Here is a 25486-nt window from a genome sequence, read left to right on the forward strand (position 1 = left end):
TTTAGAGCTCAACCAGAGCTGAAGCAACCTTGATGACGCGAGTAGCCATGTGCTGCAGTGCTGCGCGCGTTGCGTTGTCTATTTCGTTCTGATTCTCCGGGCCCGTTACGTGGCCGACACCGTAGGGGTTTCCGTCGGCGAACTTGATGCTATCGGTGTATCCCGGTGGCACGAGGATGCCACCGAAATGCATCAGGGACGTATAAAGACCGAGGAGGGTAGTTTCCTGTCCGCCGTGCGCAGTCTGACTCGACGTGAACGCGGCGTAGGCCTTGTCTGCGAGTGCACCCTTGGCCCACAGTCCACCGAGTGAATCCATGAAAGCCTGAAAGGGGGCTGCCGTACTGCCAAAACGAGTCGGCGAACCGAATATGATCCCGTCGGCCCATACGATGTCCTCACCGGTTGCTGCAGGCAATTCTTTGGTGGCTTCGTAGTTCGATGACCAAGCAGGGTTTTGCGCGAACGACTGCGGATCGCGCGTTTCAACGATGTGACGCACGCGCACCTCGGCACCGGCGTCTCGGGAGACGGTCGCAAGGATGTCGGCCATTGCCGTACCGTGGCCGGTCGAAGAGTAATAGATAATTGCTAGTTTGGTCATGGGCAAGCCCCTCGTGATAGTGAAACGAAATCGGTCATTGTCGAGAGATCATGGCCGCCAAAGCGGAAATAGACTCCCGCCCCGAGTGTCCCGCATCGGGCTTCAGTTCGCCAGGATCTCGGAAACTGCACGCTCGGCGGTCTCCATCGCCCCCTCGATATATCCAGGGAACTGAAGCGACACGTCTGATCCTGCGAAGAAAATCGCACCGTGTGGATCGGCGAGTGATTTGTGCGCCTGGGTGAATTGCCCGACCTTGGGCGAAACCCACGGTGCCTGGAACAGCGGGTCCTGCTCCCAATCGTGGTAGTCGACTCCGATAACTTCTGCCTCGGCAACGTAGTGGTGCACTGCGTTGCACACGTCATCAAAATTGGTTGGGTCGAAGGAGGAGCTGTCGGTGAAGGCGACCAGAATCGTACTTCCGTCGGGAGCGCCCCGGTACTCGTACAACGTCGGGAAAACACCGTCTCCAGTACAAGACAGACCTTCTGGCACATTTCTCACGTGCACGAGAAGCTTCAGTCCACGCCCACCGTGGCCCTCCGCCACGACAGCAGCTCGCGGAGACGGTAGGGGCGGATCGAAATCCAACCCGCGCCAGGTGTTCAGTGGTGTTGCGAGAACAACGGCTCGTGTGTGGAGGGCCTCGTCGTTCACGTGTACGACCACGTAGCCATCGCGTTGATGCAAAGCCGTGACAACGCTCGAGTAGCGTACGTCGTGGAGTTCGTTTGCCATGGCCTGTGCGAGTGTCGATGTTCCGCCGGCGAACACTTCGTCGATCGACAGGACGACGCCGAACACGCTGTAGTGGTGTGCCGCGATGAACTGCAGAGCCCACAGCGCAGTAGCCTCGCTGACAGGCTGCCCCATCATGTTCCACGACCATGATTCGACCAGTTGACGGGTCACCGGCGGCAGATTCAGAGAGTCGATGTAGCTGGACAACGGGATGTCCAGATCGTCCAGTCCCTGGTATTCCAACCCTGCGTGCAGATCGATTCGATGTGCATCGGTCAGAGCTTTGAAGAGACCGGCCTCCGCTTGACTGATTTCTTCGATCGGAACCGGCCAAGCTGAATCGACCTGGTTGTCACCGAGCTTGTTTCGGAATGCCGTCGCGGGTGCGGACGGCTGCATAGCGATGCCGTGCCGATCGATCTCGGCCGTTACGCGAGGGTGGTGCTCACGGTGAATGTATGCGCCTCCGACCTCGACGTCGATCGACGGGCAAATGGCAGACTGTCGGCTGTAGCCACGGCCACCGACTCGTTCACCTCCTTCCAGGAGAACCACCGTCTTCCCGGCTTCTTCCAACATGCGGGCGGTGCGCAGCCCAGCGAAACCAGCTCCGATCACGACCGCGTCGATCTCGATCTGTTGCTGCTCGGTTTCGCCAGTGTTCGTGGTGTCCGATTCTCGGTGCAGAGGTGAATCGATCATCGTGTGGTTCCTTCCAGGGCGGTGAGTACCGGTTCTAGGTGTGTGCCGAATGCGCTGATATGCCGCATGATCAGCGTGCGCGAGACGGATGCCTCTGTGCTGAGGTTGGTCGTTCCAACTGGGGCAATCGATCACCTTCGGTGACAGGTGGCCAGGTCCACTCGGTGGGGTAGTACATCTAGCGAATTGCCCACAGCTGTTGTCCTATTTCTACTTGTGACAGGGCGATTCACGACCTCGCAACGTGGCTTCGGTGACGTGCGATCTCGTGATCTGTATCCATGGTCGCTGACGTCATGGCGAACAACACATGCTGCAGATGACAACTTGTGTCCAGCGGTTGTCACTGTCTGTAGTGACTGGCGGACATCGTAAGTTCTCACCTGTCACAAGGGCTCGAACTGTCTGCAAGCCCGAGACTACGTCTCCAGTCGGGTGCGCGTCACAGCTCGCTGATTGGCGTCGCCAGTTCACGCGCCTTCAGCGCTAGCCAGAGGTCGGCGCGCACCTGAGCGGACTCCAAGTCACGGCCGATCAGATCACCGATCTTCGCCAGCCGGTTACGCATGGTGTGCCTGTGCACGCCGAGTACTGTCGCAGCCGCCTCTCGCTCGCCGTTGTGCTCAAGAAACACCCGCAAAGTCGTCAGTAAAACCCCGCCTGATGTGGATCGCGCGTCGTGGTCGTCCAATTCGCGCAACATTGCCCGGGCAAGTGCGCGCAACTCCGCGGGTTGCTGGCTGTTGAGTAGGAAGGCAGCAGGGCCCACATCCTTGAACCGGGTGACGGGTTCGGTGGTACTGCTTCTCACCGCCATGGATGCCTCCCGAAGACTTCGAGCTACGTCGCCCAGCGTCGCCGGGTTGCCTTCACCCACTCTGACGTCTCGCCCGAGTTGCGTGTTCAGATGTTCCCGCAAATTCCGTCCTACATCTTCGCTCTGCGATGACGGCACGATTACAACCAGTTCGTTCTCCGTCTGTGTCATAAGAAACGGAACTGTGATGACGGACAGACAGGCGTTGGCTTCGATCTCGGCGTTCAAAAGGGGGCCGACGTTAGCAAAATGCAGGGCCGCCACATCGTCGGTCGGGTCGACTCCGAAGTATCGAAGGATATTGACATCGAACTTGTCTCCCAGGCTGATCATTGCTGAAGTAACCGTGCTCCGAAGATTGTTTTCGACGTCCATGACCTTCGCCGGCTTGGCCAGCTCTATCGACAACAGTGAGACGGTATGCGCGACGAGCAGCCTGTCGGGTGTCGGAAGAGCTTCCCGACACAAAACCGACAAGTATGCGCGAACGCTCTTGAATGCGGTGACACTCTGAACCGTGCAGTAGCCGTGCGAGTCCTGCATAGTTGTTCCGATCGACCCACGGCGTCCGAATCCCGCCCGCGCGGAGTCCGCAACCGAGCGGGCGTGTTCGACAGCCCAGTGCGCCGAGTTTCCATGACTTGCCAACACCTGCCCGGCAACGTCGATGACGGCCGTCGATGCGCCGATAACGCGGGACAGGGCCGAAACAGTCGCTGTTACACCGCCTTTGAGCGTTGCTTTCGCCAAATTTTCCTGTTGGTCCACAACGCGTTGTGTGATGCGGAGTTGATCTTTCGTCAGCTCTTCGATCACAGCTCGCGTGATTGCAATGAATGGTGTCGATGCTGGAATCGACAGTATGGGGAGGCCGAGATCGTCCCCGGCAGCGAGAATCCCGCGCGGTACGGCGGGAAACCTTGTCCCGGTGTCCAAAGCCAGGGCAGCTGTGCCGGCCTGCGCCAAGCGCGAAACATACTGAAATTGCGCTTCGTCCGTGGCTCCTATTTCGAGTCCTGTGGTCATCACGAGTTCTCCGCCGTTGAGCCATGGCGTGGGGTCTGCCAACTCGATCGCGTGGGCCCACTGGATAAGCCTGTTCGCTTCGGCCAATCCGGCGACGAGTGTCGCCCCTAGAGCCTGAATGTCCGAAAGCCGACGAACGGTTAGAGCGATGAGGACCTCCTCGGCCAGGCGGCACATCCGGTGCCGCGCACTGACGCCATTATCGCTCCGTGTTTGGATTCTGTCCATACCGTTCAGCCGTGGCACCTTCGCTTGTACCAAGCGGACATCCTCTTCCAAGTTCGGTCGGCCAAATATCAGGCGGATATCGTCACCGCGCACCCAAGCCCGATGTGAAAGAATGAACACAATGACTCAACCCATGTCCGTCATCGTTGCCGGGGCCAGAACCCCGGTTGGTCGGTTGTCCGGAGCACTGAGGGATTTCTCGGGTTCGGATCTCGGCGGGATCGCGATCAAGGGTGCGTTGGACAAGTCGGGAGTCGCTCCCGCGCCCGTCGAGTACGTCATCGTGGGGCAGGTTCTCACGGCCCGTGCGGGTCAGCTCCGGCGCGGCAGGCTGCGGTTGTGGTGGGGATTCCGATGGATGTTCCGGCGTTGACGATCAACTGATCCGGGCGGGGGAATTCGAGATCGTCGTCGCCGGTGGTCAAGAATCGATGACCCAAGCACCGCACATGCTCGAGAAATCGCGTGCGGGATTCAAGTACGGCGGTGTGACGATGAAGGATCACCTCGCCTACGACGGCTTGTACGACATCTTCACCGACCAGGCCATGGGCGGGCTCACCGAATCGCGTAACGAGGGTACAGTCGCATCCACCCGCGAGGAGCAGGACGCGTTCGCGGCTGCGTCGCATCAGCGCGCGGCCACGACGTGGAAGACGGTGTGTTCGACGACGAGGTCGTGCCGGTGGAGATCCCTCAGCGCAAGGGCGATCCGATCGTTTTCTCCCAGGACGAGGGCATCCGTGCCGACACCACCACCGACACCCTCGCCAAGCTGCGTCCGGCGTTCTCGGAGAGCGACACCTCACCGCGGGCAATGCCTCGACGATCAACGACGGTGTTGCCGCGGTCATCGTGATGAGCAAGGCCAAGGCCGAAAGCTTGGGCTGGAGTGGATCGCGGAGATCGGTGCGCACGCTGTGGTTGCCGGGCTGGAGTCGTCGCTGCAGTCGCAGCCGGCGCGGGCGATCGTGAAAGCGTGCGCGAAGGAAGGGATCGATCCGAACGGACTGGATCTGATCGAGATCAACGAGGCATTCGCTGCGGTCGGTATCGCCTCGACGCGTGAACTGGGTGTGGACGAGAGCAAGGTCAACGTCAACGGTGGTGCTATCTCCATCGGGCATCCTCTGGGCATGTCCGGTGCGCGTATCGCGCTGCACCTCGCGCTAGAACTGCAGCGTCGCGGCGGTGGTGTCGGCGCAGCTGCACTGTGCGGCGGAGGCGGACAAGGCGACGCGCTGATGATTCGGGTGCCGGCTCGTGCTGAGTAAGTCTGAGCTGGCGGTGCCACGCGAAGGTGTCCGCATAGAAGGGGACTGCACTCGCACGGAAGACGCGGCGAGGACTGCGGAAATGGTCGTCTTCTTACGCCGGTGGCACAGGCACGGTGGTGGGCAGGACAGTGACATCTTCTTGCGATTCGGTCTGGCCGCGCGGCCGTACTTCGAGCACATGCAGGGTGTTCTCGAGCGGACAACCGCTGGTTCGATCTCGTAGATCTCGAGATATGAAATTGCCGCTATGAAGCGGGTGTGTCGAGCGCGGATATGGCTTTCCGATCCGGGCTCGACGGTAGTTCCCGACACACGGTAACAACACGACGAAGGCGTCTGCGAAAATTCGCCGGCGCCTTCGGTTGTGGAGCAATCAGGAACTACCGACAAACTATTAGTCGTACGAATAAAAGCCCATTTTCGTCTTTCGTCCGAGAAGGCCGGCTTCGACCATGCGCTTGAGCAGTGGCGGGGGCAGGTGGCCCTGCTGCCCAAACTCTTGGTACAGAGATCGTCCAATTGCAGCAACGGTGTCCAGACCGATCAAATCAGCGAGCGCAAGTGGGCCCACAGGGTGCGCGCAACCAAGCCCCATGGCGTCGTCGAAATCCTTGGCAGTTGCGTGTCCGCCTTCTACCATTCGTATCGCATCCAGGATGAACGGTACAAGCAGTGAATTTGCGATGAAACCGGACCTATCGGGGGCAGTGACCGCAACCTTGCCGAGTTGAGAAGTGGCAAACTGCCGCACTCGAGCCGTGACATCATCGCTGGTAAGCAGTAAAGGTACTATTTCGACCAATTGCAGCACGGGTACTAGATTGAAGAAATGCAGTCCGATCACTGATTCAGGTCGTGAAGTCCCCATTGTCAGGCGAACAACGGGAATCGACGAGGTATTTGTGGCAAATACGACTTCCCGGCTGTAATTCAGCGCGTCGAGACGTCTGAAAAGATCCATTTTCACGTTTTTCGACTCTGCAACTGCCTCGATTATCCAATCGCAGTCGGTCAAGCGTTGCAACTCCGTTGTCCAGGTAATGGAACTGAGAGCGCGGTCTCGGTCGTCCCCCGACAGCGAACCGCGACCGACGGCTCGATCGAGGTTCGTCATAGGCGATGTTTGGCCACGCTCCAGCACGGTCGTTCCACTTCACACTGTCACAGCACTTTCGGTAGTTGCGAGAATCTGCGCAATCCCCGATCCCATGATTCCGCAGCCGATCACGGCCACGCGATCGAACAGCGATTCGTCTTCCCTCGGCGATGTTGTATAACACATGTCTGGTGTTCCTCCGTGACACAAAAGTTTGATTGTCGAAACGAGACGCGCGCGCGGTCTGTCAGTTTGGGTCAGCCTGCACTTCGAATCAGTAGCCGCAGTTCGGCACTGATGGTGCATGCCCGAGAGACGTCGACTACCCCGTCCCGTCGGATTTCTGCGGTCATACGAGTGAATCTACCGATCGCGGCCTGTGACCGCGCTTGCCATTCCGATACCCGACTCGCGCCAACATCATCGTTCGATGGCATCAACACCCGCACCAGCTCATGATGGCGCTCGGCGATGTCGTCGCGGACGACCGCCGCGGCCATCGAATCCCACCAATTGGTAGTGACATGTGCTTCGAGACGCGTTACGAGCCAGCTCAAGCTTAGTAGTTCACTGACCTGCCTGTACAGGTTTGCAACACTGCCCACCGTGCAATCGTGTTGACGTGCGGTCTCGCTCAGTTCGAATGCTTCGGTCAAGAAGCGCAACTTCGCTGTCATCTCAGGCGCTGTGGCCGGCGTGTCGGCAGCCAATAGTTCAGCAGCGTGATCTCGGAATCCTTGAATTTCCTGATCGATGTCGAGCGGAACCGGTCTGCGTCGCAGAATCCAAGACGCGGACTGCTCGATGAACTGCTGAACTGCAAGTAGCGTCTGCCACCGGTGCTGGTCGTCTTGGAGATACCGAGCCTGGGCCCACATCGTGTCGATATCGAAAACGTCACGAACCACAGCGTAGGCGCGAGCGACATCGGGTGTTTTGACCCCGAGTCGCTCCTCGAGCTGGTAGATAAGACCTGGACCGACATGGTTGATGAGGTCGTCGGCGAGTTTCGTGGCCGTTATTTCCCGCGCCAGACGGTGCTCGTCGATTTCGGTTGTCAGTTTCTCGCGAATTTTCTCTGGGAAATAGTTTCGAAGCAAGGTGCCGAAGATTGCATCCTCGGGAACATTCGATTCCAGTAGGTCAACGCGCACAACATTTTTGGACTGCGCCAGAAGGACAGCGATCTCGGGGCGCGTGAGGCCCAGACCGGCTTGCGTCCTCGAGACCAATTCATTCTTCGATGGCAGAACTGCGTGCGCGCGTGAGATTCCGTTGTTCGATTCGAGGTGATCGATTAGGCGTTCGTGTCGGTTCAACAGGTGGGCAGCCTGCGACTCGGCCAAACCAATTGCGAGAACCTGGTTGTCCGTATTCTCGATAACGGCTCTTGCGACGTCCGGCTCGGAATCTGCAAGCAGCGTATTTCGTTGATCAATGCCGATGCGCCCACTACGAACCCCGACATTCAAGGCAATTTTCAGGTTGACTTCGAGGTCCGATGTTGCGACTCCCGCTGCGTTGTCGATGAAGTCGGCATTGATTCTTCCACCCTTCAATGCGAACTCGATCCGGGCACGCTGCGTGAACCCCAGATTCCCTCCCTCACCGACGACCGAGCACCGCAACTCAGCGGCATCGACTCTCACCGCGTCGTTCGAGGGATCAGCGGCCGACGTGTGTGCTTCTGTCGACGACTTCACGTACGTGCCGATTCCCCCGTTCCACAGGAGGTCGACCTGCGCCCGTAAGATCGCTTTAATCAAAGCGTCAGGGGTCACGCGTGATTGATTCACCCCGAGGGCTTGTTGCGCTTGTACTGGAAGGTTGATTGTTTTGGCGGTCCGTGACCAGATTCCACCGCCGGTAGACATGCGTCCTCGATCATAATCGGCCCAGCTCGGGTGGGGAGTACCCGACAGCCGTTCGCGTTCGGCGTACGAGATATCAGGATCCGGTTCGGGGTCGACGAATATGTGTCGGTGGTCGAAGGCGGCCACGAGCTTGATTGTTTTCGACAGGAGCATGCCGTTGCCGAAGACGTCTCCGGACATGTCACCGATTCCCACAACCGATACGGGATCGGTCTGGACGTCGATACCCAGATCGCGGAGGTGGTGCCGAACGGACACCCAGTCGCCACGTGCGGTGATACCCATGGCTTTGTGGTCATAACCGGTCGCGCCCCCCGACGCAAACGCGTCTCCCAACCAGTACGACCTGTCCGTGGCGATTGCATTAGCGACATCCGAGAACGACGCCGTTCCCTTGTCGGCCGCGACCACGACGTACGTGTCCGGGGCGTCGTGCGCAACCGTTCGCTCGTGTACGTCCTCATCATCGCCGACCAGATTATCGGTAACGTCGAGCAAACCCTCGATGAACGTCGAATAAGACTCCACCACCGAGACTTCAGGCGATTTTCGAATGAACGCACCCTTGGCACCAACTGGAACAATGGGTGAGTTCTTGACGTCCTGGGTCTTCATCAGCCCCAACACTTCGGTTCGGTAGTCCTCCGGTCGGTCGGAGAACCGGATACCGCCTCGCGCGACTGCTCCTGCGCGCGCATGAATGCCCTCGACGTCGTTTGCATAGACGAATATCCCCCTATACGGTACGACCTCACCGGGCAAAGTCAGCTCCGCAGAATCGAGCTTGAAGGACGCATACGGCTTACGTCTTCCCGACGCGTTCGTTTGAAACCAGTTGGTGCGCACACACGCGGTCACGAATGACTGTAGCGAGCGGAGAATGCGATCCTCGTCCAGGGTGGCGGCAGCGTCCACGCGTTCTTCCAGCGCAGTGGCGGCCGCCGCGATCGCTTGAGGGCGTTCCACGATGTCGGGATCGAACCGTGCGGTGAACAGCTCGATGTATGCCTTGGCGAAGTCAGGGTGCCGAAGAAGGACGTCGACGACATACCCAACGGGCAGTCCGAGACCCGCCAGGCGAATGAATCGGGTTGCTGCCCGGACGAGAACGACTTGATCCCACGACAGACCGACGGCTGTGATCAGCTTTGCGAAGATGTCGATCTGGAAACCTTCGGATACGCTTGCTGCGAAGGCGTTCGAGAGTTCACCTACGTGCGCCGATTGTCAGAAATCGGGCACGTCGAACGAGAACAAGTGGCAAGTTGCAGCGATGCCGACGGACTCAGTCGCGTGTTCGACGGGCAGGGACAGTGGCTCGCGGTCGGCCAGTCGAAGGCCGAAATGCTCGAACGTCGTAGCCACGTCCGCTAAGAACGGCGCGCCGTTCGGCCACAAAATGACGCCGTGGACGCGGTCGAGTTGCGTGTTACGAGGCAAGAACACCATGGACGGCGTTTCGTTGTCGACGCTACGACCGCGCAATAGTAGGTCGATTACTTCATTCATTTCGTCGGACGATGTCCCGATGCGTTTGTCCGTCGATACGGAGCCGTCGACCACTGTGGTGTCCCCTTCGGATTCGGTTTGCCCGATCCTGTCACGAAATGCCGTTCCAATTGGATGTCCGGTAGGTATACAACCCGCTACAAAGTTGTACACATTGAACATAGCGATTCCCGTGCAAAGCGTCCTACCGTCGAATCACTACAAACGGAGGTTCGAACATGACTGCAGTACACCCGATCGTTGGTGGCCCCAGCCTGGAGCAGGTCCGGCGACTCGTGACAGAGGTTCCGGGGCCGCGCTCGCGTGAGCTGGCCGATCGCCGCGCCGCCGCACTCCCTGCGGGATTGGCCAGCGCCGCTCAGGTGTACGTGGCAGCGGCAGGGGGAGGAGTTGTCGTCGATGTCGATGGCAACTCTTTCATCGATTTCGGTTCGGGAATCGCTGTCACCACCGTAGGTAACGCAGCCCCCCGCCTAGTGGAACGTGCATCGGAACAATTGGCGAAATACACCCACACTTGTTTCTTGGCCACCCCGTACGAGCCGTACATCGAAGTTGCCGAGACGCTGAATCGGCTGACGCCAGGGAGTCATGAAAAACGCACCGCGCTGTTCAACACCGGTGCCGAAGCCGTGGAAAACGCGGTCAAGTATGCGCGTGCTGCGACCGGTAGACCCGCCATCATCACGTTCGACCATGCTTTTCACGGACGCACCCTGATGACCATGACTATGACGGCGAAGAATCAGCCGTACAAGAGCACCTTCGGCCCGTTTGCGCCCGAGGTGTACCGGGCGCCCATGGCGTACCCGTACCGCTGGCCCAGCGGTGCCGAGAATGCGAGCGACGAAGCGTTCGCTCAGTTCGAATTGCTGGTCGACTCTCAGGTCGGTGCCGAAGCGGTCGCGGCCGTCGTAGTCGAGCCGATCCAGGGTGAAGGCGGATTCATCGTTCCCGCGGATGGTTTTCTTCGCCGTGTTGCCGACTTCTGCCGGGAGCGCGGGATTCTCATGATCGCGGACGAGGTTCAAACTGGAATCGCTCGAACCGGCGCGTGGTTCGCGTCCGAGCACGAGGCCATCGTTCCAGGTCTCATCATCACGGCGAAGGGTCTAGCCGGGGGCTTGCCATTAGCGGCCGTGACTGGTCGCGCCGAGATCATGGATGTCGCGCACGCCGGTGGTATCGGCGGTACCTACGCGGGGAACCCAGCGGCATGCGAGGCGGCGCTCGCGGTGTTCGAGACGATCGAAGCCGAGGGGATGCTCGAACGCGCACAGGTACTTGGGGACATCATGCTCCGCGAGTTGCGAGACATCGCGTCAACCTATGACATCATCGGCGAGGTCCGAGGCCGTGGCGCCATGATCGCGCTCGAGCTCGTGCACTCCGGTGGCAAGGAACCCAACCGCGAGGCGCTCGCGGAGGTCAACCGTTACTGCCACTCACATGGCGTCCTTACACTCACCGCCGGAACTTTCGGCAACGTCCTGCGATTCCTGCCGCCGCTCTCCATCTCGAATGAGCTGCTGTTGGAGGGTCTGTCCATTCTGCGCGACGCCTTCGCTTCCCTCTGATTATCTTTCAACTTCGCGACAAGGAAATATCTCCATGAGCAGAATGACCTCACCCCGCAAGACCGGGCCGCAGCGCCCCCTCGAATTGTTCGACACCGACCGCCTGTTGGACGAAGACGAGCGCGATATCGCCGGGACCGTTCGAAAGTTCGTCGAAACCCGTCTAAAGCCCAATGTAGGCGATTGGTTCGAATCCGCCACGCTTCCTAAGGAGCTCGCCAAAGAGTTCGGCAAGCTCGGTGTTTTGGGCATGCACCTTGACGGATACGGTTGTGCCGGAACCAATGCGGTCAGCTATGGGCTCGCCTGCCTCGAGCTCGAGGCAGGCGACTCGGGATTCCGCAGTTTCGTTTCGGTCCAGGGCTCCCTGTCGATGTTCTCGATCCACCGCTACGGTTCTGAGGAGCAGAAGCAGGAGTGGCTCCCTCGCCTCGCTTCGGGTGACGCCATCGGTTGCTTCGGACTGACCGAACCGGACTTCGGTTCCAATCCGGCCGGAATGCGGACCCGTGCGCGACGCGACGGTGACGACTGGGTGCTCAATGGCACGAAGATGTGGATCACGAACGGCGGGCTGGCCGACGTGGCAACTATCTGGGCGCAGACCGACGACGGTGTTCGCGGTTTCTTGGTACCCACCGACACCAAGGGATTCACCGCGAACAACATCCACAAGAAGCTGTCGCTCCGTGCTTCGGTGACTTCCGAATTGGTCATGGACAACGTTCGACTGCCGGATTCGGCACGCCTTCCGGAAGCGGACAGTTTGAGCGCTCCGCTTTCGTGCTTGAACGAGGCCCGCTTCGGAATCGTGTTCGGTGCTTTGGGCGCTGCCAGGGACAGCCTGGAGTCGGCGATCGCCTATGCGAATTCGCGCGACGTATTCGACCGGCCGCTGTCCAGTTTTCAGTTGACCCAGGAGAAGTTCGCGAACATGACCCTGGAACTCGGCAAGGGTTTCTTGCTCGCTCTTCATTTGGGCCGAATCAAGGACGACACGGACGTTTCGCCGGACCAGGTCAGCCTCGGCAAGCTCAACAATGTGCGCGAATCGTTGGCCATCGCACGCGAGTGCCGCACTATTCTGGGCGGAAGCGGAATTACGTTGGAATACTCTCCGCTGCGGCATGCGAACAACTTGGAATCAGTTCTCACGTACGAGGGTACGAGCGAAATGCACATGTTATCCGTCGGCAAAGCGCTCACGGGGCACGCAGCGTTCCGCTGAAGCCTGCCCGTCCTTTACCGTATCGAAGCAGAGGAAAATGTCATGACCACGCCGGTGTCGCTCCGTAGTCTCGTCGATGGACAATGGCTGGACGGAACAGGGAGCGCAATCGTCAGCAGCAGCCCTGCGCATCCGGAAGTCGTTGTCGCCGAGGGTATTCACGTCGGATCCTCGGAACTCGACCTTGCGGTTACAGCTGCGCAGACCGCGAAGCGCGATTGGGCTCGGACTCCGGCTCACGAGCGTGGTGCGGTTCTTATTCAGGCGGCGGCATTGGTCGAACAGTCTGCGGCGGCGTGGGGCGCAGAACTTGCGATGGAGGAAGGCAAGACCAAGGCCGAAGGCGTCGGTGAGGTGTTGCGTGCAGCGATGATTCTTCGCTACTACGGCAACGACGCCGACCGGACAGCGGGCGAATTGTTCTCCTCGCCTCGACGAGGTGAGCGCATTTTCGTCACCCGCAAGCCGGTGGGGGTCGTCGGCGTGATCACGCCTTTCAACTTCCCCATTGCCATCCCCACCTGGAAGATTGCGCCGGCACTCACGTACGGCAACACCGTGGTGTGGAAACCTGCCAGTGCGGTCCCGCTTCTTGCAATGCGTTTGGCGCAGGCGCTGCACGAGGCGGGTCTACCGAAGGGTGTTCTCAACCTGCTCCTCGGCGACGGCGCTGTGGGCAACTCCATCGTCGAGCACGACGGCATCGACGCGTTGACCTTCACAGGTTCCACGGGCATCGGCCGGAAGATCGCCGCGGCCGGCGCTCGTCGGGGCGTGCCCGTCCAAGCCGAGATGGGCGGCAAGAATGCTGCGGTCGTACTCGCAGACGCCGACCTGACGTTGGCAGCCGAGCAGGTGATGCTGGGAGCGTTTCGGTCGACTGGTCAAAAGTGCACCGCTACATCGCGTTTGATCGTTGAGGACAGCGTTGCCGATGATTTGTTGGCAGAACTCGGCCGGCGCGCGGTAGAACTGGTAGTCGGTGACCCGCTCGACGAGTCGGTGGAAATGGGACCCGTCGTGAACGCGTCGGCCCGAACGTCGATTCAAGCCGGAATCGACAAGGCGGTGGATCAAGGCGCTCGTCGAATCGCAGGCGGGGATCGATACGACAGCGGTGCGCTCGCCGACGGTTACTACGTGCGGCCCACCATTCTCGAAGTCGATGCGTCTACTGCCGATGTATGGCGTGAAGAGCTCTTTGGCCCCGTGCTGGCTGTCGACCGTGCGCAAACGGTCGAGGACGCTTTCCGTAAGGCGAACGACAGCGAGTTCGGGTTGTCGGCATCTGTCTTCACTCAAGACCTCACGCGTGCACTGGATGCCGTGGACGACATCGATGTCGGGATTTTGCACGTCAATTCGGAGTCGGCAGGTGCAGACCCGCACGTACCGTTCGGCGGGGCGAAGAAGAGTGGCTATGGCCCCAAGGAACAGGGACAGGCTGCCCGCGAATTCTTCACCCACACCACTACGGTGTACCTGCGCGGTGGGAATTCAGCGACGTGAGCACGGGAGCGCTTGACGGTATAGTCGTTGCGGACTTCAGCCGTGTTCTGGCCGGCCCGTACGCCACCATGATGCTCGGTGACATGGGTGCCGAGGTGGTTAAGGTCGAGCGTCCAGGTCACGGTGACGACACGCGTGCATGGGGACCTCCGCTCGACTCCGAGGGCCGGGCCACGTATTTCAACTCGGTTAACAGAAACAAGACGTCACTCGTGGTGGATCTGGCGTCCGAACTGGGGCGTTCACAGGCGCGGGAGTTGATAGCACGTGCCGACATCGTCGTTGAGAATTTTCGTTCTGGCACCATGGAAAAACTGGGCCTCGGATACGAGGATCTGCGCAGCATGAAGCCCGACTTGATCTATTGCTCGATAACAGGTTTCGGCCACGGGGAAGGTGCGAACCTCGCCGGTTACGACCTGCTTGTTCAGGCAATGGGCGGATTGATGAGTGTAACCGGGCCGAGTGCAGGGAATCCGACCAAGGTAGGTGTAGCGGTGGTCGATGTGGTGACTGGGCTCCACGCGCTGACAGGTATTCTTGGTGCGCTGCACCACCGAACGAAGACGGGTCAAGGTCAGCGTGTCGACACAAACTTACTCTCGGCTTTGCTGTCTTCCTTGGTGAATCAGGCGTCCGGATACCTCGGGGCGGGTGCCGTACCGGCGATTCTCGGTAATCGGCATCCCAGTATCGCGCCGTACGAAGTGTTTCCCACGGCCGACAGGCCGGTGGCTGTTGCCGTGGGCAACGACAAACAGTTCGGTTCCCTCGCACACGCTCTGAAAATGCCGCATCTGCTCACGGACTCTCGCTACGCCACCAACACCGATCGAGTCGCGCATCGTGAGGATCTGGCAGAGGCTATTGCGGGCGGCTTGGCCGCGCACGGTGCGGATCATTGGTATCGAGTGCTCGGCGCTGTGGGAGTGCCCGCTGGGCCGATCAACAACGTCGCGGAGGCGTTCGAGTTCGCCCGCAGCCTTGGTCTCGAGCCGGCGGTAGATGTTCCCGGGACAGCGACCCAGCAGGTCGCGAATCCGATTTCCATGTCGGAAACGCCAGTCAAGTACCGTTCGGGGCCACCGAGGCTCGGCGGTGCCGGCGTTTGACGTCGCCCCCACTGGACCGGCCATTACAGCGTCTTCGTGAGTAACTTCGCTGACGTTCCTGACGTTCAACGGTGCACGTCGGGTGTTACGAAGTTTCGCTTGCGAAGCGATCGGAATCCGAACGCAAGAATTCCGATCACTGACCCGGTCGTCCGCACACAATGCGGTCGACCGGGTCAGATCGTCTCGCGTTTTCTTCTCGTGGCTCGGGTCAGGCACCTGCGTTTACGTACAGCTTTCGCTCAAGGGCTTGATCGAGCAACCTCAGTTTTTGCAGTGCAGTCATCCCTCCATGGCGACGGCGTGGCCATGAACCCATGTCCGAGAATGCGCTGGTGCCTCACGTAGAGGGGGCGAGCCTATTCGCAACGCCGAGTTGGTCGAGCCGGTTGTGCAAGCTTCGCGCCTGATCTGGAAAAGTCGCAATGTTGCCGTCCGCGATGAATGGAGCCGGAAAATCGCTTGTGGTGTGTTCGGTGACACCGTTCTCGACGTACATTTCCCGGAGTCTCTGAGATAAAACCGCAATCCCATGTTCTACAGCCAGTCCGCAAACGCGTCCGGGCTTTGTGATCTATTGGTGAGTGACATGTCCAGCGCGGCACTGTCCAACACCACCGCTAGGAGGTTATCTGCCATCACGGGGGTGAGGCCCATGTGTTGTGCATATTGTGGGTTCATTCGATGATTCGCGAACTCCGCCAGCGCTAGCACCACCGAGTACGCCCCTGTCCATGATGAGCCCGTATCGATGGCGGTGCCGTTGCAAGTACGTCATTGCTTCCGGCAGCTGGATGACCGGAGCAGGGTAAGAGGTTCAAGTAGAGTTACCCGATAGAGACCACGTTGTACCCGGCGTCGAGCATAGGATTCGCCATAACGGAGAAACCTCCCGACAATCCAGCAACAGGGTCACCGCTGCCTTTTCCACCCACTATCCATCCGCCGCCGTGGACGCAAACATATGTCGGCCGGTCAGGGGTGTAGCTGTCGCCCAGGGTATAGATGTCGAGAAAACTGTTGGGGTACTTATGCCCGTACTCGTCGTAACCATCAGTTTGCAGGGTCGGCGCGACGAACTCAGCTGGATCCTCGCTGTATGGCCTCGACGGAGGGGGTCTGCCTATCGGCGTGTGTTCTGGGTTCGATCCCGAGTGACGCAGTCAGTGTCCTCGCCAGGCTGTGCGCGTCAGCAGTCAAGTTCAATTGGATGCTGCTGAGCGGGGGAGCGACCATTGTTCCGACAGAAGTGTTGTCACAGCCGATGATTCCCAGACGCTCAGGTGCCGGCAAACCCAATTGCGCTGCGCATGTCAGAACCCCTACGGCCGTCTGATCGTTCCACGCGCAGATTCCCAAGCGATCGGTGCTGCCGGTTTTATCCGTCCAACGTGTCAGGGTCTGCGACATCAGTTCGAGATCGTCGCCAAGAATCGCAACGGCGGGAGTCATGTCGTGCGCGCGGCACAGGCTTTCGTAAGCTTCGATTCGCGCTCGAAGAAACGGCCGGTTTCGTGCGTCGTCGACGGCCACGTACACCACGCGGCGATACCCGCGTGTGAGTAGGTGGAGAAATTGCGCGGAGACGATGTCGGCTTGCGCGATGTGCGTAGTCCGAGGCTGTTCGGGTTGATCCAGGAAGAACGCTTTCACTTCTGGAATCCGCGCGTTCGCCAGGGCTGCGGCGTCGGCGTCTGCCAGTGGTTCCAGGGTTACCACCGCCGCTGCAGTGACCACGGTGAGAAGTTGTTGCAGTCGCCCTTGCCAACGTGGGCCTTCGTATCGCAAACACGCAAGCCCTTCGGTCGAGACGATTTTCCCGACCTCCGCGAGAAAGCGGCCGAGTTCTCCGGTTGTCTCCCAGTCCGGCACCAAAATCAACACTACATTCCCACGTCCAGACTGCAGGGCCCGCGCCGCCGGTGAAGGGTTATATCCGAGCTCGCGGGCGGCGGCAAACACTCGATGCCGAACACCGTCGCTAATTTTCACATCACGTCGTTCGTTGAGGACATAGCTGACGGTGGCCCGCGAGACCCCTGCGGCATGCGCGACGTCAGCACTTGTTGTCGGTTTCGGCACGATGTGTGGCTCCTTAGTGGTTGACACGTGTAAGTAGTAAGCCTTACTCTAGACGTTAGCTCACTTACGCGCGTAAACGCGCCGCCCAATCAGCTCTGTGCTTCCCACGCGAGAAATCCCACTTTGCCACGTGGACGGGCGCACGAAGGAGGTTCCGATGCCGCTCGATCCCGATCTGGCCGCTCTCATCGCGCACATGGCGACCAACCAGGCTGCGGCCCCGCGTGCAAACCCAACTATCTCCGATTTGCGGTCCGATTTCGAGGCGAGCGTGCGTATTCTGACCCCCGTCGAGGCACGGGACGAGGTCGCTGACGCCGTGGACACCATGCTGCCGGGTGCGCATGGGCCAGTACCGGTGAGAATTTACCGCCCCGGCAGTCCGATAGGCCCAGCACCGGTCATTGTTTGGTTACACGGCGGGGGTTGGATGATCGGCAGCGTCGATACCGGGGATCCGGTCTCGCGGGCGCTGTGCAACCGAGTCGGTGCCGTCGTCGTGTCGGTCGACTACCGACTGGCCCCTGAACATCCCTGGCCTGCAGGGTTGAACGATGCCTTGGATACGCTGAAATGGGTGTTCGAAAACATCGGGATTTACGGGGGCGACCGGAATCGGGTCATAATCGGCGGCGACAGCGCGGGCGGCAACATGGCGGCGGTCCTTGCGCAGGATGCGATTCGCAACGGAATTCCTCTGGTGGCTCAACTCTTGATCTATCCGGCGGTGGACTTGGATGTCGGCCGCATCGACAGGTACCCCTCGGTCCAACACAACGACTCAGGGTACGTGCTGACCCCCGAAGCAATGGCCATGTCTTTCGCGACGTACGTCCCGGAAAGCGTCGACCCAGCCGAACCGCGGGTTTCGCCGATTCGTGCCCACGACCTTAGCTCGTTACCACCCGCGGTCATTGCCGTCGCTGAATTCGACCCGATGCGCGATCAGGGGCTCGCTTACGCCCAAGCAATGGGTGAGGCAGGCGTTCCCACTACGGTTCACAATGGCGCGGGACTCATTCACGGGGTGTTCGACATGATAGGCACAGTGCCCGCCGCAGATCGTGAATTCTCCAAAATCGCAACCAGTGTGCGTGCCGTCGTGGACGGATCTGCAGACTCGGCGATGCACTCGACCACTGTGGCCACGTGAGCGGCGCGCAGTACTCGGCCCCGTTGGAAAATCTGGTGGCGCCGGGTTTCGAGGTAGTGAGTCAAGCATTCGAGCGGATGCAGGCCGATGATCCGACGTACGCGGCGCAGTTCTCGGCTTATGTTGACGGTGTGCCCGTCATCGATATCTGGGGCGGACCCGAGATCGCGACCGACAGCTTGCTGGGCGTCTTCTCCGCCACCAAAGGTGTCTCGGCGATTTGTATCGCGCTGCTGGTGGAACGCGGCCAGCTCGATCTCGACGAGCGCGTGACGGCGTACTGGCCGGAGTTCGGAGCAGGAGGCAAGCAGTCAATCACGGTGCGAACTGTGTTGTCCCATCAGGCTGGGCTGAGCGGAGTAGAACCTCAGGTGTCCCTCAAGCAAGTAATCGACCACCCGTACATGGCCGATAGGCTCGCCCGACAGGCTCCGCACTGGCGGCCCGGGTCCGCACATGGTTATCATGCTCTGACCATCGGCACGGTAATGGAAGAACTCGCGCGACGGATCGACGGTCGATCCCTTGCAGTGTTCTTCCTCGATGACATTGCCGGGCCGCGGGATGTCGATGTCCACGTCGCCGCCTCGGCGATCGACGAGCAGCGTGTTCTGGATGTCTACCCACCTCGACCTCCCGCCGATGTCGCTTCTGACGAGGCCCCAGCGGCGGACGGACTTTCGGGGATGGCTTTCAACGCAGCCGTAGAAGACATCTTCGATCCGCCGTTGGTCAACCTGCGCGCGGTGCGTGCGTCGGGACAGGCAGCCTCGGCGGGTGTCGCGTCCGCTCGAGGGTTGGCGCGTCTGTACGCCGGATCGATCGGTGAGGTCGACGGCACCCCACGCCTCCTGTCGCCGGAAACCGTTGCCGCCGTGTCTCAGCTCCAGGTAGCTGGCGACGACCTTGTTTTAGGGCAACACAGCCGTTTTGCGATCGGATTCCAAAAACCAGACGACCGTCTCCGTTTCGGTAGCCACCGCGCGTTCGGTCACGACGGCGCAGGCGGCGCGATGGGAGTCGCAGACCCGTGGCACAACCTCGCGTACGGCTATATTCCTCGTCGAATGGTAACGCCGAGCGGTGCCGATCCACGCGGACTCGAGCTTGCTCGACTCGTTCGTCGATGTCTAGGATCTCGTCGGTCCTGATGCGCCGGTTTGCTTCTCACCGTTACTACGACTGATCCGAGGGAGATCTGTGTCCAGCTCCACATCCCCGAACATGGCCGCGCGGCGTACCCGAATCCAACGCGCAGCCGATACGTTCGTTGCAAAGCTGTTGAAGCTTCCCGATGCGACATCGAGCTTCGTCGTCCGGAAAGATCTGAAGGTGCCGATGCGGGACGGCGTGGTTCTGCTGGCCGACCATGTGGTGCCGGTTTGTACCAGCCGTGGAACCATCCTGGTTCGCGGGCCGTATGGGTTCGACGCCGTGGGGTTCACCGCCTTCGGTGGTGTGCTCGCACGGTACGGATACGACGTCGTACTGGCGCGAACACGGGGCACATTCGGTTCTGGCGGCGACTTCGTACCGTTCGCTCGCGAGATGGACGACGCCGCCGACACTGTGCAGTGGCTGCGGGATCAGCCATTCTTTGGTGGGAGCTTCGCGACCTTCGGCGGGTCCTATCTCGGCTTTACACAATGGGCCTTGTTGATGGACCCACCCCGGGAACTCACTGCATGTGTCATGCAAGTGTCGCCGCACGACGTCTCTGCCATTATGTACCACGGGGGCGCGTTCAACCTCGACCTGTGGTTGGGGTGGTGCGATCAGATCGTGCACCAGGAAGATCTGTCGCTGGTACGAGCTCAGGTGCGGGCTTCGAGGTCCGCGCGACGCCAGAAGCCGGCCAATGCCGTCCTACCGGTCGCCGATGCTGCGGACAAGCTGTGCAAGGGACGCGCACCCTGGTTTCGAGAGTGGGTGACCGAGCGGGATCTCACGCATCCACAGTGGGCTGGACTGGACCTGAGTGCGGCACTGGATCGTGTCAACGTGCCGGTACTATTACAGACGGGCTGGCAAGACTTCTTCCTCGACCAAACACTCGAGCAATACGCACACCTCCGAGCCCGCGGCGTCAATGTCGCACTCACCATAGGGCCCTGGACCCACGGAGACACGGCATTGCGCGGTTACGCCACGCTGATTCCGGAAGCCTTGGCCTGGTACGCAGAACATCACGACGGACGGCGCAATGCAGTTCGACCCAGCCCTGTTCGGATCGAGGTCACCGGCTCGAACGATCGACGAGAGTTCGCAAACTGGCCGCCGCCGGCCGACGAACGTGCACTGTACCTGCATCCAGACGGCAGTCTCACGGACGAGCCCGCCCCGTCGGACGCATCAGCGGTCACGTTCACCTACGATCCCAGCGATCCGACACCGACAGTCGGAGGCCCACTGTTCGGTGAAAAAGTGAACGGCGTTCGAAACGACGACGAACTTGCCCACCGCGCGGACGTACTAACGTTCACGGGTCCGGCCTTGTCCGAGCCCATCGAGATCATCGGTATCGCCGTTATCGAGCTTCGGCATCACAGTGACAACCCGCACGCGGACATCTTCGTTCGGATCAGCGACGTGGACCGTAAAGGTCGGTCGCGCAATGTAACCGAAGGATTCACTCGACTCGATCCGGCCGGGCAGAATGGCCAAGCTCTGCGACTCGAATTCGATGCCGCAGCACATCGATTCCTTGTCGGTCACCGCATTCGCTTGACCATCTCAGGAGGTTCGTTCCCACGATTCGAACGCAACCTCGGTACGGGTGAAGATCCCGCGAACAGCACCACTCTGGCGGTGTCACACCGATCGATCGACACTAGCCGTTCGCGCGTGCTCCTACCAGTTTTCGAGTAATGGCTCACCATGCGGGAGAGACGTCGCCCGAGATCGAGTGGATCAGCGATATTAATAGCGGGGCCTATAGTCCGACCCATTCGGACGTGCCCGCGGCGAACTGCTGACGCTTCCATATCGGTACCTCGGATTTGATGCGCTCGACGAGCGTTGCACAGGTGGCGAAGGCCTCGGCGCGATGCGCGGACGCAACCGCGGCGAAGAGCGCGATGTCGCCGACGACGAGATCGCCGACTCGATGTACCGCGGCTACGGGTAGCCCGGACTCAGATGCGACTGCCGCGCAGCACCGTTCGAGGAATTTCTCCGCGTCGGGGTGCGCCTGGTACTCGAGTACCGAGACCGATTGTCCGCCATCGTGGTCACGCACCACGCCAGCGAAGAGGACGACGGCTCCGTGTTCCGGGCCGGAAACGGCGGCTTCCACGGCCGCGGCGTCGAGCGGTTCGGATGAGATCCTGGCGCGCATGAACTTCACTGTCCTTCTTTGTCGTCGTGGAGACCGCCGCCCGCTACCTGTGCCGGCAGGTGGTCGACGATCGGATCCAGTACTGCGAGAGCGTCTTTCACGCCACCCGGGGGATCCCGGGAGGTTGACGACGACGGTTGACCCGGCCAGACCTGCGAGCCCTCGGCTGAGATTTGCGTGCGGGGTGACGTGGGTGCCCTTCGATCGGATGGCGTCGGCAACGTCGGGAAGCTCGCGGTCGAGAACGGCCGCGGTGGCCTCGGGTGTCGCGTCCGTAGGCGAGGCTCCGGTACCTGCGGTGCTAACGATCAGCGAGGGCGAGATCCCGGCAATGCGCGCGGTGGCGAGCACGTCGGCCTTGGGCATACCGTCGGCGCGTACGAGAGCGACGACTTCTGGCGTCGTCGCCAATTCTCGTGCGGCGACGGCCATTCGGGTGGTGTCGGACTTCGACGAGACATCGACCATGCGAGCCCGGCCCTCGGAGTCGAGGTGAGAGAAGCCGCTCACAGTGCCACCACCGATACCTCCGTGCCCGCATCGAGGGCAGTGACGTCGGCGGGGACGTCGATGAGCACGTCCGCCCATGTCATCGCGGCTACGAGGTGCGAGCCCGGTCCTGCGACCAGAGAGACGTGGCCGTCCTGCACGCTGCCGCGGAGGAACTGCCTCTTTCCCAGGATCGAGTCGATCGAATTCTTCAGTGGCACATGTTTTTTCGGTAGTGGCGGAAGCCCGGCCGCCTCGCGGACGATGTCGCGCGCGAACACTACGAACGAGACGACGGTGCTGACCGGATTTCCCGGGAAGTTCAGCACCGGTACACCGTCGACGACGGCTGTGCCCTGTGGTCCGCCGGGTTGCATGCGTACGGATCCGAACGTGCCGCCCATGGGTTGGAGTACGTCCTTGACGACCTCGAAATCGCCCTTCGAGACGCCGCCGGACGTGATGACGAGATCGGCTGCGGTAACGGCGCTCGCCAGAACACCTCGGAACACCTCGGGGTCGTCGGAACTGCGCAGGACCGCGACGACGTCGGCACCGTTCGCGCGAAGGTGCGCTGCGAGCGTGATTCCGTTGGAGTCGTAGATCTGTCCGGGCCGAAGGTCGCTGCCTGCGTCGACGAGTTCGGCTCCGGTGGTGATCACCGCGACACGCGGTCGCGAGACCACGTCGACGTGTGACAGTCCGACGGCGGCGAGGACGGCGACGTGCCGGGGTGCGAGCAGTTGTCCCGCGCGCACCACCACCATTTCCCGGCGGACGTCGCTGCCCTGCTGACGGATGTACTCGCCGACCTCACGTGACACGTCGATGGTGACGTCGTCGCCGACGCTCGTCGTGTTCTCGACGGGCACGATCGCGTCGGCACCGTCGGGAACGGGAGCGCCCGTCATGATTTTCAGTGCGGTACCGGGTTCGAGAGTGCGATCGTGCGCACCGCCCGCCGCGACGGTGCCGACGACGCGCAGAACCGCGGGCACCGAGACGATGTCGGCAGCACGTACGGCGTACCCGTCCATCTGAGAGTTCTCGAACAGTGGCAGATCCACCGGCGATGCGACGTCGGTGTGCGCGACGCGGCAGACCGCGTCGGCGACGATGACCGATTCGGCGGCCCGATTCGTCATCGGTTGCAACAGTTCGCGGACATGGGCTGTGTGGTCCTCGACCGAGATTGCGCTCACGCGGGATATGTCCTAGGGGTCAAGTCAAGAAAAGTAGTCATGACATCGAATATAAGCGGAATTGTGGTCGGCAGGGCGGTGATGCAACATTTCTAGTATTAATCTGAGTGTCAACAAGACCGGCCGGGGCTGTAGCGGTGCGCCCAACCTCTTCGGTCAAACTTTCTCGTTGAAGCTATCGGATTCAGCCTTATCGAGATGAGTATTACTCGAAGTAGTCGTGGTCCACTCCAGGTGCCCACATCGAACACTCCACGGCAACAACATCGGTGCGTCCACGCAGAAAGGCGCGGGCACCTGAGTCCCCAACTGCCGTTGCGGTCACATCCGCCCAGTGCTCGCGACCGAACACGACCGGATGACCAGGAATGCCGTCGAACATGGCCCGCGCGAGGTGCGCTGGAGTAGCCCGGGCGGCATCCAGAACGGTACCGACGACTTCGAACCCCACGTCCGGGGTATCCACAACATGTACGACAGCGAATGAGGCGTCGCCCGCCTCATTCAAACCAGTGCGCAGTGACTCACTCAGGCCGTTACGCAACGCAGTGCCCGGACTGCGGTGGCGCCGAGGGGTACTGATGTTTCGGCCGCACCGAGCACGACAACCACGCGGCTGCAGCCACCGCCAGTCAAGGCATTAACGGCCGAAGCGAGCCACTCACCGTTGTGTGCAAGTACTTTTGGTGATCCATACCGGGTACCGGCCCCGGCGGCCAGCACGATCCCGATCGCGTCGGAACTCATTCGTGACGCCCCTCCACCCAATTCGGTAAGCCCGGTGTTGAATTCCGATGAACCAACTGAACAACAGACCAACTGAACAACAGACCAACTGAACAACAGACCAACGGACCAACGGACCAACGGACCAACGGACCAACGGACCAACGGCTCGAGATACTTGCGTCGTCGTCTGAGCTGTTTCAGTGAGCACTCGAACAAATGCTTCTGGCTCAGTCGAAGCGTCGACGGTTAGCCAGCACCGGTAGCTTTGTACGGGTACTAGCGATCAGTGCTGTGTCGATGTCGACAGTCAGTAAGCCCGGGGTTGCGTCGAGCTGGCCCAGAACCTCGCCGGTGGGCGAGGCGACGACCGAATGCCCGACGCCCAGGGGTGCGGTGCCTGGAGTCTCCTGGGGCTCCGACTGGTCGCATGCGGCGACATAGGTCGTAGCATCCAACGCACGTGCGCGGGCCAGCAGCGACCACTGCTCGACCTTGCCCGGCCCTGCCCCCCACGAAGCCGCGACAACAATCAATTCCGCCCCGAGGTCGCCGAGTTTGTGGAACAACGCAGGGAAGCGTATGTCGTAGCAGGTGGCAAGCCCGACCTTGATGCCGTTCACGTCGACGACGACCGGATTCTGGCCTGGTGCGACGGTGTCGGATTCAGCGAAGCCGAATGCGTCGAACAGATGGATCTTGTCGTAGCTTGCGTCGACGCCGTCCCCGGTGACGAGCAGGGTATTGGCGACGCGGTCCTCGACGGCCGGGGTGAACATGCCCGCGACGATTGTGATCCCGTGACGCCGAGAAATCTCGCGAACTGCGTTGGCCCACGGCCCATCGACGGGTTCCGCGACCTCACGCAGGGGCAGGCCGAAGCGCCGCATCATCGCCTCGGGAAATACGACGAGCGAGGCACCAGCTTCTTTTGCAGCCTGAGCCTGCGAGTCGATGATCTTCAAGTTGTCGTGCGGTTCCAGTCCGCTGCTGACCTGAGCGAGGCTGATTCTTACGGACGTACCCATAGGAGCTCCCGGCGATCTCGGTAATGTGTATACGGATTGTATGCAGGAAACATCGCGCGTGGCAACGCGCCCTCCATGCGGGTCTCTGCGCCGCGGTGCGGCAACTGCCGTAGGACGGCTTTCTTGAAGAACTAGGTGGTTCATGACAACGAGACTGATGCTTTAG

General features: G+C 60.7%; 17 protein-coding genes and 3 pseudogenes. 8 read left to right on the forward strand and 12 right to left on the reverse strand.

Features of this window, described 5'->3' with window-relative positions; all coding sequences use genetic code 11:
• Position 1 precedes the first annotated feature (1 nt).
• From wrbA to RFA01S_RS26915, 3 genes are all read right to left on the reverse strand, one after another.
• A complete protein-coding gene (gene wrbA, locus RFA01S_RS26905) occupies positions 2 to 604 on the reverse strand; it encodes an NAD(P)H:quinone oxidoreductase (protein WP_032408139.1) in 603 nt (200 codons plus the stop codon).
• 102 nt (positions 605 to 706) lie between these two features.
• Entirely contained in the window at positions 707 to 2050 is a 1344-nt protein-coding gene (locus RFA01S_RS26910) for a flavin monoamine oxidase family protein (RefSeq protein ID WP_081371432.1), read from the reverse strand.
• A 442-nt stretch (positions 2051 to 2492) separates the two neighbouring features.
• The gene (locus RFA01S_RS26915; protein WP_255283986.1) at positions 2493 to 4214 is read right to left on the reverse strand and encodes a PucR family transcriptional regulator; all 1722 of its coding nucleotides are present in this window, start codon (positions 4212 to 4214) and stop codon (positions 2493 to 2495) included.
• Positions 4215 to 4242: 28 nt separating this feature from the next.
• Here RFA01S_RS26915 and RFA01S_RS26920 point away from each other — a divergent pair.
• Positions 4243 to 5395 (forward strand): annotated as a pseudogene (locus RFA01S_RS26920) (acetyl-CoA C-acetyltransferase).
• A 397-nt stretch (positions 5396 to 5792) separates the two neighbouring features.
• Here the strand turns inward: RFA01S_RS26920 and RFA01S_RS26930 are convergent.
• From RFA01S_RS26930 to RFA01S_RS28380, 3 genes are all read right to left on the reverse strand, one after another.
• Positions 5793 to 6539 (reverse strand): 3-hydroxybutyryl-CoA dehydrogenase, encoded by a 747-nt coding sequence (locus RFA01S_RS26930; protein WP_255283987.1) that lies wholly within the window; start codon positions 6537 to 6539, stop codon positions 5793 to 5795.
• 212 nt (positions 6540 to 6751) lie between these two features.
• A complete protein-coding gene (locus RFA01S_RS26935) occupies positions 6752 to 9532 on the reverse strand; it encodes an NAD-glutamate dehydrogenase domain-containing protein (RefSeq protein WP_337588083.1) in 2781 nt (926 codons plus the stop codon).
• Positions 9533 to 9595: 63 nt separating this feature from the next.
• Positions 9596 to 9931 carry a hypothetical protein gene (locus RFA01S_RS28380; RefSeq protein ID WP_052060867.1) on the reverse strand — a complete coding sequence of 112 codons (336 nt, stop codon included), beginning with the start codon at positions 9929 to 9931 and terminating at the stop codon, positions 9596 to 9598.
• Between the two features lie 164 nt (positions 9932 to 10095).
• Between RFA01S_RS28380 and gabT the strand changes: the two genes are divergently transcribed.
• From gabT to RFA01S_RS26960, 4 genes are read left to right on the forward strand one after another with little or no spacing between them, the layout of a single operon-like run.
• The gene (gene gabT, locus RFA01S_RS26945) at positions 10096 to 11454 is read left to right on the forward strand and encodes a 4-aminobutyrate--2-oxoglutarate transaminase (RefSeq protein ID WP_032408141.1); all 1359 of its coding nucleotides are present in this window, start codon (positions 10096 to 10098) and stop codon (positions 11452 to 11454) included.
• 34 nt (positions 11455 to 11488) lie between these two features.
• Entirely contained in the window at positions 11489 to 12682 is a 1194-nt protein-coding gene (locus RFA01S_RS26950) for an acyl-CoA dehydrogenase family protein (protein ID WP_032408142.1), read from the forward strand.
• A gap of 42 nt (positions 12683 to 12724) precedes the next feature.
• A complete protein-coding gene (locus RFA01S_RS26955; RefSeq protein ID WP_032408143.1) occupies positions 12725 to 14191 on the forward strand; it encodes an aldehyde dehydrogenase family protein in 1467 nt (488 codons plus the stop codon).
• Complete coding sequence (locus RFA01S_RS26960) at positions 14188 to 15303, forward strand: CaiB/BaiF CoA transferase family protein (protein WP_032408144.1); 1116 nt, start codon at positions 14188 to 14190, stop codon at positions 15301 to 15303. Before RFA01S_RS26955 ends, RFA01S_RS26960 begins: the two co-directional genes overlap by 4 nt.
• A 1080-nt stretch (positions 15304 to 16383) precedes the next feature.
• On the opposite strand, the gene RFA01S_RS26970 is transcribed toward RFA01S_RS26960, so the two are convergent.
• On the reverse strand, positions 16384 to 17385 hold the full coding sequence (locus tag RFA01S_RS26970; RefSeq protein ID WP_072692265.1) for a LacI family DNA-binding transcriptional regulator: 1002 nt from the start codon (positions 17383 to 17385) through the stop codon (positions 16384 to 16386).
• A 328-nt stretch (positions 17386 to 17713) separates the two neighbouring features.
• On the opposite strand from RFA01S_RS26970, the gene RFA01S_RS26975 reads away from it, so the two are divergent.
• The 3 genes from RFA01S_RS26975 to RFA01S_RS26985 are packed head-to-tail and all read left to right on the forward strand — an operon-like array spanning position 17714 to position 21406.
• On the forward strand, positions 17714 to 18538 hold the full coding sequence (locus tag RFA01S_RS26975) for an alpha/beta hydrolase (RefSeq protein WP_238325175.1): 825 nt from the start codon (positions 17714 to 17716) through the stop codon (positions 18536 to 18538).
• Complete coding sequence (locus RFA01S_RS26980) at positions 18535 to 19689, forward strand: serine hydrolase domain-containing protein (RefSeq protein WP_081371434.1); 1155 nt, start codon at positions 18535 to 18537, stop codon at positions 19687 to 19689. The genes RFA01S_RS26975 and RFA01S_RS26980 overlap by 4 nt, the downstream gene beginning before the upstream one ends.
• 49 nt (positions 19690 to 19738) lie before the next feature.
• A complete protein-coding gene (locus RFA01S_RS26985; RefSeq protein WP_238325171.1) occupies positions 19739 to 21406 on the forward strand; it encodes a CocE/NonD family hydrolase in 1668 nt (555 codons plus the stop codon).
• Between the two features lie 64 nt (positions 21407 to 21470).
• Here RFA01S_RS26985 and RFA01S_RS26990 read toward each other — a convergent pair whose 3' ends face one another.
• The 5 genes and pseudogenes from RFA01S_RS26990 to RFA01S_RS27010 all read right to left on the reverse strand — a co-directional run bounded on the left by RFA01S_RS26990 (position 21471) and on the right by RFA01S_RS27010 (position 25320).
• A complete protein-coding gene (locus RFA01S_RS26990) occupies positions 21471 to 21875 on the reverse strand; it encodes a molybdenum cofactor biosynthesis protein MoaE (RefSeq protein WP_032408215.1) in 405 nt (134 codons plus the stop codon).
• 5 nt (positions 21876 to 21880) lie between these two features.
• Positions 21881 to 22385: pseudogene (locus RFA01S_RS26995) on the reverse strand (molybdopterin-binding protein).
• Positions 22382 to 23566, reverse strand: a complete 1185-nt coding sequence (locus RFA01S_RS27000) for a molybdopterin molybdotransferase MoeA (RefSeq protein ID WP_032408147.1) — start codon at positions 23564 to 23566, stop codon at positions 22382 to 22384. The pseudogene RFA01S_RS26995 and the gene RFA01S_RS27000 overlap by 4 nt, the downstream one beginning before the upstream one ends.
• A gap of 205 nt (positions 23567 to 23771) precedes the next feature.
• A pseudogene (locus tag RFA01S_RS27005) lies at positions 23772 to 24313 on the reverse strand (nucleotidyltransferase family protein).
• Positions 24314 to 24522: 209 nt separating this feature from the next.
• Positions 24523 to 25320: a carbon-nitrogen hydrolase family protein gene (locus RFA01S_RS27010; protein ID WP_032408148.1), complete on the reverse strand. Its 798-nt coding sequence runs from the start codon at positions 25318 to 25320 to the stop codon at positions 24523 to 24525.
• Positions 25321 to 25486 lie beyond the last annotated feature (166 nt).

The organism is Rhodococcoides fascians NBRC 12155 = LMG 3623, assembly GCF_001894785.1.
GTDB classification, from domain to species: Bacteria; Actinomycetota; Actinomycetes; order Mycobacteriales; family Mycobacteriaceae; genus Rhodococcoides; species Rhodococcoides fascians.